This is a genomic window from Pelomonas sp. Root1217 (genome assembly GCF_001425705.1).
GTDB lineage: Bacteria > Pseudomonadota > Gammaproteobacteria > Burkholderiales > Burkholderiaceae_C > Pelomonas.
The window spans coordinates 57,456-72,843 of record NZ_LMDC01000001.1; the positions used below are offsets into that span (position 1 = coordinate 57,456).

A 15,388-nucleotide genomic window follows, 5' to 3' on the forward strand; every position below is an offset into this window, starting at 1 on the left:
CTTCATTCGGCCTGGGCCTCCCTCAGCGTCTGCACGACGGGCCGCTGCAGCACGCCGCGCAGGCTCCACCAGCCGGCGCTCCAGGCCAGCAGTGCGCCGCAGGCCGCGCCAACCAGCGGCACCCAGGGTTTGATGTGCCAGTCGAACTCGAAGACGAAGCGCGCCAGCAGGGCCGCCAGCACCAGCGCCACGGTGCCGGCCAGGAAGCCGGCCAGGGCGCCGACACCCAGCAATTCGGCGCGCTGCACCTGGGCCAGCAGCGACGACGGCGCGCCCAGCGCCCGCATCAGCGCGAACTCACGCGTACGCGCCTCGCGCGTGCTGCCCACGGCTGCCAGCAGCACGACCAAGCCGGTCGCCAGCGTGAAGCCGAACAGGAACTGCACGGCCTGGATGACCTGGTCCAGCACACCCTGCACTTGGTTGAGCTGGGCCGACACGTCGATGACCGTCAGGTTGGGGAACTGGCGCGCCAGCTCCCGGTCCAGCCTGGTGGCCGGCGGGCTGCGGTAGGCGGCGATCTGCGTGGATGGCAGCTCGGGCAGTTCGGCCTTCTCGAACAGCACGAAGAAGTTGACCCGCATGGACGACCAGTCGACTTTGCGCAGGTTGGTGATGCGCCCCTGCACGGGCTGGCCGGCGATGTCGAAGGCCAGCGTGTCGCCGAGCTTCAGGCCGAGCGTCTGCGCCAGGCCTTCCTCGACGCTCAGGCCGGTCTCATCGGGCTTGGCATCACCCCAGCGGCCGCTGGTGATCTGGTTGTGGGCCGGCTTGTCGGCCGTGTGGCTGAGGTTGAACTCGCGCTCGGCCAGGCGCTGGGCGCGTTCCTCGGCAAAGCGCTTGGCCTGCACGGGCTCGCCGTTGATCGCCGTCAGGCGGCCGCGGATCATCGGGTACCAGTCGTAGTCCTTCACGCCGGCGTCCGTCAGCGTCTTGCGAAAGGCAGTCGCCTGGTCGGGCTGGATGTTGATGACGAAGCGGTCCGGTGCGGCAGCCGGCGTCGCGCGGCGCCAGCTGTCGATCAGGTCGGTGCGCAGCAGCACCAGCAGCGCCAGCGCCAGCAGGCCAACCGCAAGCGACGACACCTGCATGACTGCAAAGCCCGGCCGCGCCGCGACCTGGCGTGTCGCCAGCAGCAGCCAGCGCGGCACGCCGGCACCGCTGACATTGACCGGCACCAGTCGGCGCAGCAGCCAGACCGCGGCCCAGGCCAGCAGCGCGAACAGCAGCACCGCAGCGGCAAAGCCCGCCGCAGCGATGGCGCCGAGTTTCATGTCGCCCGCCAGCACGACGAGGATGGCCGCGAGGCCCGCCACACCCGCGCCGAGCACCAGCAGCGAGCCGGCCTTGGGCGCGCCGAGGTCGCGGCGGATGACGCGCAGCGGCGGCACGGCCGCGAGCTGCAGCACCGGCGGCAGACCGAAGCCCAACAACAGCGACAGGCCCAGGCCCAGGCCCAGCAGGGCCGGCCAGATGCTGGGCGGTGGCAGGTCGACGTCGATCAGCCCGGCCAGCAGCGACACGAAGACCTGGTGAAGGGCCAGGCCGCCCAGCACGCCGACGGCGCTGGCGCTCAGGCCTGCGAGCAGGAACTCCATGCCGTACGCCCAGGCGATGCGGCGCTGGGGCTGGCCGAGCACCCGCAGCATGGCGCAATCGTCCAGATGGCGGGCCGCGAAGTCGCGCGCGGCCAGTGCCACGGCGACGGCTGCCAGCAGGGCCGACAGCATCGCCACCAGGCGCAGGAAGCGGGCCGCGCGGTCCAGCGTCTGGCGCATCTCGGGGCGGCCGGACTCCAACGACTCCAGGCGCACGCCGCGCAGCTTGTCCTTCTCGACGAGTTGCTCGGCGCCGGCCACGAAGCGGCCGACGGCGCCCGGTGCAGCGCCCGGGCCGGGCACGACCGCCATGCGGTAGGTGAGGCGGCTGGCGGGCTGCACGAGATGGGTGGCGGCGAGGTCGGCCTCGGCCAGCATGACGCGCGGCGCGAAGCTCATGAACCCGGCGCCGCGGTCGGGCTCGGTCTCGATCAGCGCAGCGAGCTTCAGCTTCGCGTCACCGAGCAGCAGCGTGTCGCCGAGCTTCAGCCCCAGGCCATCGGCGACGGCCGGGTCGACCCAGATCTCGCCGACGGCTGGCGAACCGCTGCGCCCGGGCAGGGCCTCGCGCAGCTTGATGCTGCCGCGCAGCGGATAGCCGGCACTCACCGCCTTCACCGCCACCAATCGGCTCTCGCCGCCATGGGCCTCGTCGCTGCGCGCCATGCTGGGGAAGGTGGCCGTGCGCACGGTGGTCAGATTCTGAGCGGCGGCCAGGTCGACGAGGGCAGGGGCCGTGGGCTGGTCACTGGCAACGACGGCATCGCCGCCAAGCAGCTTGGCGGCGTCGCGACGCAGGCCCTGGTCGAGGCGGTCGGACAGGAAGGCCACGGCGCACAGGGCGGCGACCGCGAGAGCCACGGCCAGCATCAGCAGGCGCAATTCACCGGCCCGCCAGTCCCGCAGCAACTGGCGCCAGGCAATCAGCAAAGTGGCAGGCGGACGCTGGGCGGGCGAGGCAGGGGACGACATGCGCGCGACTGTAGCCGCGCGGGGCCGGATCAATGCGTGTCGGTCGCTGCCAATGTGGCGCGCGTCGTGTCTCGCCAGGCCGGCTCGGCGGCGTCCGCGCGCTGCACGGCCCGCTCGGCCGCCACGCGGGCGCCGGAGCGGTCGCCAGCGTCCAGGCGCAGGCGCGCGAGGTTGTTCCAGGCCACGGCGCTGTCATGCTTGAGCGTGACGGCCTCGAAGGCGGCGCGCGCGCCGATGAGGTCGCCGGCTGCGTGGCGGGTGTTGCCCAGGCCGATGCCGGCCAGCAGGTTGCCGGGCCAGCGCGCCAGCAGGGTCTCGTAGGCGAGGGCGGCACGGGTCGGTGGCGCGGCGCGTTCGAAACCGAGGGCGGCGTCCTGGGCTTCGGCCTCGCGAGCCGTTGCGGGCAGGCGATCCGGCGGCAGCACGGCAATGGCCCAGTGGCCGCCGCGGGCCCAGGTGTACTCGAAGGTGCGCAGTGCCAGCCGCTCGCGCGGCGTGGCGCCGCTGCGCAGCAGCAATTCGCGGCGGTCGAGGTCGTAGCCGACGACGACGGCGTAGTGCCAACGCGGCAGCCAGGCCAGGCCGAGGTTTTGCAGCACGACGACGGCGTGCCCCGCGGCGACCTCTTGCAGCACAGCCCGCAATTCACCAGGCAGGCGGGTCGCGACAGCTCCCCGGCGTCGCGCGCCGCCGAGCATGTCGAGCTGCAGGCTGCCGCCGCGCGAGGGCAGGAAGACGGCATCGGCCATGGCGTCCGGGTCAGCGGGCAGGCCGACGTCGGCAAGCACCGTCGCCAGGGCGGCCGGCCCGCATTGGTCGCGTGTCTGCGCGAAGAAGGGCACTGCGGCGAGCTCAACCTGCGACGCCAGTTCCGGTGGCGGTTCGGCCAGCAGCGCGGCCGTCTGGGGTGGCGTGAAGAAGGACGCGCAGCCGCTCAGCAGCAGCGCGCCGGTGACCGCGACAAGCCGTGGGATCAACGCACTGAGCGCGTGAACGGGAAGACCTTGGTCAGGCCCAGGATGTCGGTCACCAGCAGGACGATAAAAATGGTGAAGAGCACGCCGACAACGTCGCTGCTGCCGGCAGGCGCCTGGTCGATTTGGGTCAGCATCTGCTGAGCCTCGGCATCGGTCAGCGCATCGACGCGGGCACGCATCTCATCGGCCGAGACACCGCGCGCCTGCAGCATGGCGGCGAGGTCGGCACGGTCCAGTACGGCCCGCAACCGGGCATGGGCTTCGCTGTACGCAACGGCCTGGGTGGCTGCGGCGGCTTGCTCGGTGCTGATCAGCGCGGTCGGCGCGGCCTGCGCCATGCCGCTGAAGATCAGGGACGAGATCAGGACGGAAGTGAGGATGCGCCGGGCTTGGTTCTTCATGGAAGTCTCCTGCTTGGGGAGGCGGTTGTGGGTGCGGCATGCTAGGGCAGCCCTCGCCACGCCGGCCGCGCAACCACCATGTCGCGGCCTTGTCCTACACGCCGGATCGAGCTTTTTGGATCACGCAAACGCGCGGCCCATTGCGGGTTTAGCGAGGCCGAGGAATCGGCCCAGCCTATTCCGATCATTCCCAGCTGCCTCATGGCGTGCTTTCAAACATGACCTCGACCTTCCTGGTCTGAGGCCTTAGTCACGTAAACTCGCGGCCCATTGCGGGTGTAGTTCAATGGTAGAACTTCAGCTTCCCAAGCTGACTACGTGGGTTCGATTCCCATCACCCGCTCCAAATGCAGACGGCCCCTTCACGGGGCCGTTGGCATTTGGGGTGAGGGCTTGGGATGAGAACCCACCCGGGTTCGCTCAAGGACAGCCAGTGGCTGTCCTTGGACGGCGCCGTGCGCCGGGCCGAGTACCAGCGAGGCCGAGGAATCGGCCCGACCGATTCCTCGCATTCCGAGCATTCCTTTCCGCCGCCCATCACCCCTCCACCCAACTCACCCGCCCCCTTCCCGCCGCCTTCGCCAGATACAACGCCTTGTCCGCCGCCTCGACGAGCCCCTGGGCCTGCGACCCCGCCGACACCCCCAGGCTGATCGTCACGCAACCTTCCACCCCCGGATGCGGCAAGGACTGGGCCCTCACCGTGTCCTCCATCAACTGCGCCACCCCGATCGCCCCTGCCAGATCGGTGTCCGGCAGCAGGCAGACGAACTCCTCTCCGCCGTAGCGCGCCAACAAATCAGTCGGCCGCCGCAGGCAAGCGCGCAATGCCCCCGCCACACGTCGCAGGCAGTCATCCCCCGCCAGATGCCCCAGCGCATCGTTGTAGCGCTTGAAGTGGTCGACATCGGCCAGCACGATGGCCAGCGGCGAGCGCGAGCGCTGCGCACGCCGCGCCTCGGCGATGAAGCGCTCGTCGAAATGCCGGCGGTTGTGCACGCCGGTCAGCCCGTCGATGAAGGCGAGCTCGCGCAAAAGGTCCGACTGGGCTTTCAAGGTCAGCTGTGTCCGCACCCGCGCCCGCACGACGGTGGGGTTGAAGGGCTTGGTGATGAAGTCGGCCGCACCTGCGTCCAGCGCGCGGGTCTCGTCCTCGGGCTGGTCCTGCGCGGTCACGAAGATGACAGCGATGCTGCGCAGCAGCGGGTCAGCCTTGAGTTCGGCACACAGCTGGTGTCCGTCCATGCCGGGCATCTGAACGTCCAGCAGCACGAGGTCGGGCAGGCGGTCGCGGCACAGCTGCAGGGCGCGGGCGCCGTCGGTGGCCATCAGCACCTGGCAGTCGCTGGCGAAGACGCGGTGCAGGGCCTGGATGTTGACCGGCTGGTCGTCGACGATGAGCAGGCGCGGGCGGCGGCCGACAGGTGCGTGGCCAGGTGTCAGTGGCGCACGGTCGGGCAGGGAGAGCTGCATCATGTCGGGGCCTCCAGCGTCGTGCGCAGGCGGCGGCACAGCGTCAGTGCGGTGCCGAAGTCGAGGGCTTCCATGGCCGCATCGAGGGCAATCGTGGTGCCTTCATCGGTCTCCTGCCGCAGCCGCTCGCGCAGGCCCTGATGGAAATCGAGCGCAGCGAGGTCGGCGCCGTCGAGCAGTTCGGCGAGGGCGTCCACGCGCTGGGCGAGGCTGCCGGGCGTCGCAGGCCGCTGCTGTTCGGCGAGATCGTCATGCAGGGCTTGGCGGGCGTGCAGGTCGGCGGCGAGCCGGTCCAGCGCAGCAAGGTCGGCCTGGCGGCGCTCAAGAAAACGGCGGCGCCAGTCTTCGTCGGGCGCGGCGGCATGTTCTCCTTCGGCGGCCAGGGCAGCCAGTTCCCCCGCGCCCAGCATGGCGGCCAGCCCGCGGTAGCCATGCAGGCCGCGCGTGGCGGTGCGGCCGCCCTCGGCCAGGGCCCGGGCGAGCTTGCGATCCTGTTCGTGCAGGGCGGCCAGCGTGCGTTCAAACAGCTCGATGCGGCCGGACATGCGCGCGAGCGCCTCGGCCAGCGCGATGCCGGCACGGCCCGCGTCGGCCAGCAGGGCGGGGGGCAGGTCGGCGGCCGCGGTCCTGGGCGCCGTGGGCGCTGCGCCGCAGCGCCGGCTGATCACGGCGACCAGCACGTCGGGGTCGAAGGGCTTGCCGATGTGCTCGTCCATGCCAGCCTCCAGGCAGGCCTGGCGTTCGGCGTCCAGCGCGCCCGCCGTCATCGCGATGATGGGCAGGGTGAGGCCCAACTGGCGGCGGATCAGCCGCGTGGCCGTCGTGCCGTCCATGACGGGCATCTGCACGTCCATCAGCACGGCGTCAAAGCCGCGCCGCCCGCGGGTCTGGGCGAGCAGGGTCAGGGCCTGCTGGCCGTCGCCGGCCAGGCTGACCTGGGCGCCTTCCAGTTCAAGCAGTTCGCGTGTGACCTGCTGGTTGCCGGGGTTGTCCTCGACGACGAGGAGTTGCAGGCCGGCCAGGCGCTGCGGTGCCGGTTGGGGCGGCTCGCCGTCACTGCAGCGTGCCTGGATGGCCGCGCTGACGGCCTGGCTCAGCAGGGTGGCGGTGATGGGCTTGACGAGGAAGCCGTCGAGCAGGGCCTGCTCGGCCGCGCTGCGCTGGGCCAGGCGTTCGCGGTCGTAGCTGGTGACCATCAGGATCAGCGGCTCGGGGCCGAGGCGCTGGCGCAGGTGCACGGCGGTCTGCCAGCCATCCATGCCGGGCATGACCCAGTCGAGCAGCACGACCTCCGGCGTGCCGCTGGTGATCAGCTCCAAGGCCTCGGCGCCGCTGGCTGCCAGGCGCGCCGTCCAGCCCAGCGATTGGGCCAGCGTGCCGATGACCCGCCGCGCCTCGGCATGGTCGTCGATGACGAGGGCCTGCAGGGCCTGGCGCGGCGCCGGGGAGGGCTCCTCGGCAGGCAGCGGGAAGCTCAGCGTGAAGCTGAAGCGGCTGCCGCGGCCGGGCGTGCTTTCGAGGTGGATGTCCCCGCCCATCAGGCGCACCAGGCGGCGGCTGATGGCCAGGCCCAGGCCGGTGCCGCCGAAGCGCCGGGCCGTTGACGCCTCGGCCTGGGCGAAGCCCGAAAAGATGCGCTGCTGCTGCTCGGGCGCGATGCCGATGCCGGTGTCGCGCACCGAGAAGGCGAGCACGACGCTGCTGGCGTTCTGCGACACGAGCGAGATGCCGAGCACGACCTCGCCGGCCTGCGTGAACTTGAGGGCGTTGCCGGCCAGGTTGATGAGCACCTGCTGCAGGCGCAGTGCATCGGCGACCACGACCGGCGGCAGGGTGGGGTCGAGGTCGAACAGCAGTTCGAGTTCACGCTTGTCGACGTTGGCGGCCAGGATGACGGAGAGGTCGCGCAGCAACTCGTCCAGGCGTGTCGGGTGCGGGTCCAAGCCGAGATGGCCGGCCTCGATCTTGGAGAAGTCGAGGATGTCGTTGAGCAGGCCGAGCAGGCCACGCGCGGCGCCTTCACTCTTGACGGCGTAGTCACGCTGGCGGGCATCCAGTGGCGTCTTCTGCAGCAGCCGCAGCATGCCCAGCACGGCATTCATCGGCGTGCGGATCTCGTGGCTCATATTGGCCAGGAAGCGCGTCTTGGCTTGCGACGCGCGCTCGGCGGCGAGACGGGCCTGGGCCTGGGGCGTCAGGTCGAGGACCGTCAGCACGAGGCCACCATCGGGAAGGGGCGCTGTGCGGGCCTCGATGAGGCGCTCGCCGGTGCGGTAGGTCTCGAGGCGGTTGGCGCGCTGGTCGCGGCCCAGGGCCAGGGCCGCGTCGACCGCGGCGCGGGCCTGTTCGCCTTCGCCATAGTCGCCGCGCGCGGCGAAGAAGAGGATGAGGTCGTCGAAGCGCAGCGGCGGCTCTTCGAAGAGGGAGGCCGGCACATTGAGCAGGCGCTCGAACTCGGCGTTGTGCACGAGCAGGCGGCGTTCGGCGTCGAAGACGGCCAGGCCGCAGGGCAGGTGGGCGATGACCTCGCGGATCAGCGGGCTCGGCGTGCCGGGCGTGAAGCTCGCGGCTGCAGGACCGGCCTGAGGCTGGGCGTCACCGCCGGCTTGCATGTCCCACGCCATCACGCCCCCGAGCCGCTGCTGCCCGGCCAGCAATGCCGAGCGCTTCGAGTCTAGGGCGGCCCCGTCAGGGCGCCAGGCCGGGGTCGCTACAAGGAGTTACAGGTTTGCCCTAGTCGCGCACGATGCGGCCCGGCGCCGCCTGGGAAAGCGCCTGCGGGTTGTCGCGCAGCAGCTCGACGAGGGCGTCGATGTCGGTGCCGAGCACGGCGCGGTCGCGGCCATGCTTGAAACCCGCCTGGGCGTCGCCGCCTTCGGAGAGGAAGTTGTTGATGACGACGCGGTAGTTGCGCGCCGGATCGATCGGCTCGCCGTTGATGCGAGGGTCGACGAGTTGGGCGACGCCATCGGCCGCCGCGCGCCAGTGGTAGCGCAGCGTCGACGAGGGCTGCAGCATGCGCGGGGCCGCATCGGCCTTGGGCAACTGGCGTTGCAGGATGTCCAGCAGCTGCTGGCCGGTCAGCGTCACCGCGACGATGTCGTTGCCGAAGGGCTGGATGGCCAGCAGGTCGCTCATCGTCGTGGGCTTGCCGGGCTTCACGGCCAGATCGGCGCGGATGCCGCCCGGGTTCATGAAGGCCACGTCGGCCGGGCCCTGCTTGCGCGCAAAGGCGAGCTGGCTGTCCGCGATGAGGTTGCCGAGCGTGGAGTCGCCGTTGGGCTCCTTGGCGTTGCGCGAGGCGCCCTGCGTCAAGGTGGTGACCGGCTTGTTGCGGGCGGCTTCGGTCAGTGCGGCGGCTTGGGCCACCAAGGCGGCCAGTGCCGGGTTGGGCGCGTAGGCCGACTGCAGCACCGGGTGGTTGACGGCCTGGGCGTCAATCACGCGGCCGGCCGCGTCGAACTTGAGGTGGCTCTCGGTGATCCAGCCGCCATAGCTGCCGGCCTGCACGACGAGGCGGCCGTCGATCTTGCACGTGTAGGCCTGATGGGTGTGGCCGCCGATGATGATGGCGTAGGCGGGGTCCAGGCGCTTGGCGATATCCTGCACGCGGCCGGTCAGCGTCGGGCAGGCGTAGCTCGGGTCGTTGGCGCTGGCGTCCCTTCCTTGAACGCCACCCTCGTGCATGACGGCCACCAGCACTTGCGCGCCCTCCGCCTTGAGCTGGGGGACGAGCGCATTCAGCGTGTCGGCCTCGTCGGCGAAGCGGATGCCCTTGATCGCCCGGGCGACGATGACATGGGGCGTCTCCAGCGTCGCCACGCCCGCGATGGCGACCTTCAGCGCGCCAGCCTGTTTGATGACATGGCTGGGCAGCAGCGGCTTGCCGGTGTTTGCGTCCAGCACATTGGCGCCGAGATAGGGAAAGCCGGGGCCCTTGTAGCCCGGCCACAGGCAACCGCCCGCGCCGCATTCGCCGCGGGTCTGGCGCAGCAGCTCGGGCAGGCCGGCATCCAGCTCATGGTTGCCCAGGGCGCTGGCGGCGATGCCGAGCTGGGACATGGCGGTCAGCGTCGGTTCGTCGCGCAGCAGATTGGAGATCAGCGGCGAAGCGCCAATCAGGTCGCCGCCTGCCACAACCAGGGCATCGGGGTTCCTGGCCTTCAGCGCGGCCAGGGCCGTGGCCAGATACGCGGCGCCGCCGGCAGGCTGGGACTTGAGCGCGCCTGTGGCGTCGGGGAGGCGCGGCAGCAGCGGCGTGGGGTCGGCGGGCTGGATGTTGCCGTGGAAGTCGTTGATGGACAGCAGCGTCAGCTCTGTCGTGGCGGGCTGCTGCTGGGTGGCGCAGCCGGCGAGCACGGCGCCCAGCACGAGGCCGGCACCGAATCGGAAGGAATGGGTAAAGGCCATGGCGGAGCTGCTTGGAGGAGGCTGGGATCGTGGAGGTCGGTTTGTAGCGCGAGTTTGTCGCGGTTTCGCGACATCACGGGGTTCCAGCGCAAGGTTTACATTTCAGTAAAGAATGCACCATTGAGGTGCATTCAGGAAGCGAATTCGTGGCTTGGTTCCGCGATTCCCAAGTCAGCGGGCCCAAAAATGGGAGCAATGTCGCCGGCTGGCGACGCACTGTCACAGTGCTTCACGCCGGGCGCGGGTGTCTGAAACGGGCCACTTCTGACTTACCCGTAAAGTTCTGTCACAGAAAGTCATGACAATTCCGCCACCGTTGCAGCCACGCCCTCTTCGGCGGCCGGGAAACGCAACCGCGGCAAGCGCTTGATGACGCTTCCGTGACGACTTTCGACACATCAGCAGCGTGCCTGCCGCGCGCACAACAGGAGTGATTGGGATGAGCAACAGGTTTGGGTCCGGATTCCCGCTGTCGGCGCTGTGCGCCGCCGTGGCCATCGTGGCCGCCGCGCCGGCAATGGCGCAGAACACGACGGCCGCCATTGGTGGCCAGGTGGTCGGCGCTGATGGCAAGCCGATGGGCGGCGCCACCGTCACCATCGTGCACCGTGAATCGGGCTCGACCAACACGCTGACGACCGACGCTGATGGCCGCTTCTCCGCTCGCGGGCTGCGCGTTGGCGGCCCTTACACGGTCACCGCTATCAAGGGCAGTGATCGCGAAGTTCAAAACGACATTTACCTGGCGCTGGCCGAAACGCTCAATCTGGAACTGCGCGTGCGCGGCGCCAATGTGCTGGAGACCGTCGTGACGACCGGCTCCGCCACCGGCGGTGCCGCCAAGTTCGACGGCAGCGCCATGGGCGCCGGTACCAGCATCGGCAAGCAGGAACTGGCCGCCTACGCGTCCATCTCGCGCAGCCTGCAGGACTACGCCCGCAACGACCCCCGCGTCGCCCAGTCCGACAAGGGCAACGGCGAAATCTCGGTCGCCGGCCAGAACGGCCGCTTCAACACCGTCACGGTCGACGGCGTGAAGGTCAATGACACCTTCGGTCTGGAACTGAACGGCCTGCCCACGCTGAAGCAGCCGATCTCCATCGACGCCATCCAGGCGGTGCAGGTCAACGTCTCCAACTACGACGTGACGCAGCAGGGCTACACCGGCGCCAACATCAACGCGGTGACCAAGTCCGGCACCAACGAGTTCACGGGCAGCGTCTACTACGTCTACCGTGACGAGAAACTGACCGGCGACCGCTATGACCGCGCCCGCAACGTCACCTTCCGTACGCCGGGCTTCTACGAAAAGATGTACGGCTTCACGGCCGGCGGCCCGATCATCAAGGACAAGCTGTTCTTCTTTGCCGGCTATGAGGAACTGCGCAGCAGCCGCTCCGCCCCGGCATTCGGCCCGATCGGCAGCGACAGCGTCAACGTCGGCATCACGCAGGCCCAGATCCAGTCGGCCATCGACCTGGCCAAGAGCAAATACAGCATGGACATCGGCAACCTGTCCTCGCCCAAGGGTGTCGAGCTGGTCGCCAAGGACACGCTGCTCAAGCTTGACTGGAACGTCAGCGACAACCACAAGGTCAACGTCCGCTACACCAAGTCCGAGGAAAGCAACCCGATCTTCCCGAACTTCACGGCCAACCAACTGTCGCTGTCATCCGACTGGTACACCCAGGTCAAGACGCTGGAGACCGTCGTCGGCCAGTGGTTTGGTGACTGGACCGACAGCTTCTCGACCGAGCTGAAGCTCTCGCAGCGCGACTACAAGAGCGATCCGAAGAACAACAGCGACCTGCCCCAGGTCGGCCTGATCTGGACGACCGCCGCGCCCTCTGGCACCGCCAGCGGCAACCGCACGCTGACCTTCGGCACCGAGCAGAGCCGCCACTTCAACAGCCTGCAGACCAAGACCTTCAACGGCTTCTTTGCCGGCAACTGGTTCCTGGACAAGCACGAGATCAAGGCAGGCGCCGACGTCGAGCGCAACGAGATCTTCAACGCCTTCCTGCAGAACACCAAGGGCGTCTACACCTTCAGCGGCAGCGATCCCATCGACCTCTGGAACAAAGGCGTGCCGACGTCCTATCAGGCGCAGATGCCGCTGGCCGGCAACACGCTGCGCGACGGCGCCGCGAACTGGACGCTGTCCAACATCGGCCTGTTCGTGCAGGACACCTGGAAGGTCAGCAAGGCGCTGAACATCGTTGCCGGCTTGCGTCTGGACACACTGTCGACCGACGACAAGCCCAAGTACAACGCGGCCGCCTCGGCCCCGATGACCATCGGCACCAATGGCCGCCAGGCCGGCGGCTTCGGCTACGACAACAGCTATACGCTGGACGGCCAGAAGATCGTGCAGCCGCGCGTCGGCTTCAACTACCAGTTCGATCCGGTCGACAAGCTCAAGACCCAGCTGCGCGGCGGCGTGGGCCTGTTCATGGGCTCCTCGGCCTCCGTCTGGCTGACCAACCCCTACCAGAACACCGGCGTCACGACGGCCAACCTGAGCTGCGGCAGCGGCACGGTGGCCTGCTCGACCATCCAGTTCTCGGCCAATCCGAACGCCCAACCCTCGCTGCCGACAACCAACCCGCCGGCCGCCAACGTCGACTTCATCGCCCCGGGCGTGAAGCAGCCGACGGTCTGGAAGATGAACCTGGCCATCGACAAGGAACTGCCCTGGTACGGCCTCGTCGCCGGCGCCGAATGGTTGCACACCGAGGTCGACAAGGGCCTGTATTACAACTACCTGAACCTCGGCCCGGCCACCTCTACCTCGCCGGTCGATGGCCGCGAGATGTACTACAACAACAACGGCCGTAATCCGTTGTGCTATGCCGGCGGCAATGACAGCAGCCCGGTGAACTGCGGTGCGCCGGCACCCGCGGGCAACACCAATCCGCTGCTGGGGGCAGGTCGTGTGACCAAGGCACTGAACAACACCGCGTTCAACAACGTGACCGTGTTGAAGAACACCAGCAAGGGCGACGGCGATGTGCTGACCCTGTCGCTGAACAGCCCGAACCGCTCCGGCCTGGGCTGGGGCGTCGCCTACACCTACACCCGCGCCACGGAAGTCAGCGGCCTGACCTCGTCGACGGCCAACTCCGGCTGGCTGAACCGCGCCGTCTTCAACTCGAATGAGGAAGTCGCGGCCAACTCGGCCTCGCTGATCCGCAACCGCTTCACGGGCAATGTGAACTGGTCCAAGGCCTTCTTCGGCAAGTACAAGACCACCTTCGGCATGTTCTACGAGGGCCGCACGGGTCATGCCTACAGCTGGACGTTCAACAACGACGTCAACGGCGACGGCGTGGCCGGCAACGACCTGCTCTACATCCCGAAGGGCCCGGGCTCCGGCGAAGTGCTGTTCCGCTCGACCAACACCGGCGGCACGCTGAACCAGGCGCAGCTCGACAACCTGATGGCCACCACGTCCGCCACGGCCGAAGCCAAGTTCTGGTCCATCGTCGACGCCAACCCCAGCCTGCGCAACTCCAAGGGCCAGGTGGTCGGCCGCAACAAGGCGTTCTCGCCCTTCGTCAACAGCTTCGACGTGCGCGTGAGCCAGGAAGTCCCCGGCTTCTTCGGCAATAACAAGGGCACGCTGACGCTGGACATCCTGAACTTCGGCAACCTGATCAACAAGCGTTGGGGCCGCATCGACGAAGTCGGCTTCGGCACGGGCGGCGCAACCCGCCGCTGGATCAACTACGCCGGTATCGATCCTTCAACCGGCAAGATGATCTATTCGGTCAACGATCCGGGCGACTACGTGACCAAGCAGACCCGCGGCGAATCGCAGTGGGCCATGCAGATCACGGCCAAGTACGAGTTCTGAGGCCGCACCGAAGACAGCGCCTGCGCGCTGTCTGACGGCTGCCGAAGGCCCGAGCATGTCTCGCATGCGAGGGCATAAAGAGACAGAGCAGAAAGGCTGGGCCGCCTTATCGGTCCAGCCAAAGCAAAGGGGCCCCAAAAGGGCCCCTTTTTTACTGCCAGTCGAAACCGGGCCGGCTACTTCTGGATGTCACCCAGGCAGAGGTACTTCACCTCGACATAGTCCTCGATGCCCTGGCGCCCGCCCTCGCGGCCCAGGCCCGATTGCTTGACGCCGCCGAACGGCACCTCCGCGGTCGAGATCAGGCCGGTGTTGACGCCCACCATGCCGTACTCCAGCGCCTCGCCGACGCGGAAGATGCGGCCGATGTCGCGGCTGTAGAAATAGCTGGCCAGGCCGAACTCGGTGGAGTTGGCCAACCGGATCGCATCCTCTTCGGTCTGAAACTTGAAGATGGGCGCCACCGGGCCGAAGGTTTCCTCGCGTGAGCACAGCATCTGCGGCGTTGCGTCGGCCAGCAACGTCGGCTCGAAGAAGTTGCCGCCGGCCGTGTCGATGCGCTTGCCGCCCGCCAACAGCTTGGCGCCCAAGGCGATCGCGTCGGCCACGTGGGTCTCGACCTTCTCCAGCGCCGCCGCATCGATCAGCGGCCCGACGTTGATGCCGCTCTCAAAGCCATTGCCTGTCTTCAGCGCCGCCACCTTGGCCGCGAATTTCTCCAGGAAGGCGTCGTAGACACCCGCCTGCACATAGATGCGGTTGGCGCAGACGCAGGTCTGGCCGGCGTTGCGGTACTTGCTGGCGATGGCGCCTTCCACGGCGGAGTCGAGATCCGCGTCGTCGAAGACGATGAAGGGCGCGTTGCCGCCCAGTTCCAGGCTGAGCTTCTTGATCGACGGCGCGCACTGCTTCATCAGGATGCGGCCGACCTCCGTGCTGCCGGTGAAGGACAGGTGGCGCACGACGTCGCTTTCGCACAGCACCTGGCCGATCTCGATGGACTGCTGCGAGTCGGCCGTCAGCACGTTCAGCACGCCGGCGGGCATGCCGGCCTGCTGGGCCAGTTCGGCAGCAGCCAGGGCTGTCAGCGGCGTCGCCTCGGCCGGCTTGATGATGACGGTGCAGCCGGCGGCCAGGGCGGGGGCGACCTTGCGCGTGATCATGGCCAGCGGGAAGTTCCACGGCGTGATGGCCGCGCAGACACCCACGGCCTGCTTGATGACCAGATAGCGCTTGGTCGGGTCGGTCGTCGGGATGGTCTCGCCGTAGACGCGCTTGCCTTCCTCGGCGAACCAGTCGAGGAAGCTCGCGCCGTAGATGACCTCGCCACGTGCTTCGGCGAGCGGCTTGCCTTGTTCGGCCGTCATCAGCCGGGCCAGGTCGTCGGCATGCTTGACGAGCAGTTGCTGCCAGCGCACCAACACGGCGGCGCGTTCCTTGGCCGGTTTGCTGCGCCAGGCGTTCAGCGCATTGGCGGCGGCGGCGATCGCCGAATCGGCGTCGGAGCGGCCGAGGTTGGGCACCTGGGCCAGTTCGCGGCCGGTGGCCGGGTCGTTGACCGCAAACGTGGCGGAGCCGCCGACCCATTCGCCATTGATCAGCGCCTGCGTGCGCAGCAGACCGGGATTCTCGAGCGCCTCCAGCGGCGAATTCGCGTCCATCAAGGTTCTCCAATCGAATTGAGAGGCACTCTACCCGGGC

8 protein-coding genes and 1 tRNA gene are annotated in these 15,388 nt (G+C 68.7%); 2 read left to right on the forward strand and 7 right to left on the reverse strand.

Going from position 1 to position 15,388, the window contains the following annotated elements:
* Positions 1 to 2 precede the first annotated feature (2 nt).
* From ASC95_RS00285 to ASC95_RS00295, 3 genes are read right to left on the reverse strand one after another with little or no spacing between them, the layout of a single operon-like run.
* Positions 3 to 2,570 (reverse strand): ABC transporter permease, encoded by a 2,568-nt coding sequence (locus ASC95_RS00285; protein WP_057295819.1) that lies wholly within the window; start codon positions 2,568 to 2,570, stop codon positions 3 to 5.
* A gap of 29 nt (positions 2,571 to 2,599) precedes the next feature.
* A complete protein-coding gene (locus tag ASC95_RS00290; RefSeq protein ID WP_057295820.1) occupies positions 2,600 to 3,547 on the reverse strand; it encodes a PA2778 family cysteine peptidase in 948 nt (315 codons plus the stop codon).
* Positions 3,544 to 3,948, reverse strand: a complete 405-nt coding sequence (locus tag ASC95_RS00295) for a PA2779 family protein (RefSeq protein WP_057295821.1) — start codon at positions 3,946 to 3,948, stop codon at positions 3,544 to 3,546. Before ASC95_RS00295 ends, ASC95_RS00290 begins: the two co-directional genes overlap by 4 nt.
* A gap of 272 nt (positions 3,949 to 4,220) precedes the next feature.
* On the opposite strand from ASC95_RS00295, the gene ASC95_RS00300 reads away from it, so the two are divergent.
* Positions 4,221 to 4,294 (forward strand) — tRNA-Gly (locus ASC95_RS00300).
* Between the two features lie 191 nt (positions 4,295 to 4,485).
* On the opposite strand, the gene ASC95_RS00305 is transcribed toward ASC95_RS00300, so the two are convergent.
* The 3 genes from ASC95_RS00305 to ASC95_RS00315 all read right to left on the reverse strand — a co-directional run bounded on the left by ASC95_RS00305 (position 4,486) and on the right by ASC95_RS00315 (position 9,831).
* Positions 4,486 to 5,424, reverse strand: a complete 939-nt coding sequence (locus ASC95_RS00305; protein WP_369820574.1) for a diguanylate cyclase — start codon at positions 5,422 to 5,424, stop codon at positions 4,486 to 4,488.
* Entirely contained in the window at positions 5,421 to 8,033 is a 2,613-nt protein-coding gene (locus ASC95_RS00310) for a response regulator (RefSeq protein ID WP_162250692.1), read from the reverse strand. The genes ASC95_RS00305 and ASC95_RS00310 overlap by 4 nt, the downstream gene beginning before the upstream one ends.
* Positions 8,034 to 8,154: 121 nt before the next feature.
* Positions 8,155 to 9,831: a bifunctional UDP-sugar hydrolase/5'-nucleotidase gene (locus ASC95_RS00315; protein WP_057295823.1), complete on the reverse strand. Its 1,677-nt coding sequence runs from the start codon at positions 9,829 to 9,831 to the stop codon at positions 8,155 to 8,157.
* Positions 9,832 to 10,270: 439 nt separating this feature from the next.
* Between ASC95_RS00315 and ASC95_RS00320 the strand changes: the two genes are divergently transcribed.
* The gene (locus ASC95_RS00320) at positions 10,271 to 13,687 is read left to right on the forward strand and encodes a carboxypeptidase regulatory-like domain-containing protein (RefSeq protein ID WP_057295824.1); all 3,417 of its coding nucleotides are present in this window, start codon (positions 10,271 to 10,273) and stop codon (positions 13,685 to 13,687) included.
* Positions 13,688 to 13,863: 176 nt separating this feature from the next.
* Here ASC95_RS00320 and ASC95_RS00325 read toward each other — a convergent pair whose 3' ends face one another.
* On the reverse strand, positions 13,864 to 15,348 hold the full coding sequence (locus tag ASC95_RS00325; RefSeq protein WP_057295825.1) for an NAD-dependent succinate-semialdehyde dehydrogenase: 1,485 nt from the start codon (positions 15,346 to 15,348) through the stop codon (positions 13,864 to 13,866).
* Between the last annotated feature and the right edge of the window lie 40 nt (positions 15,349 to 15,388).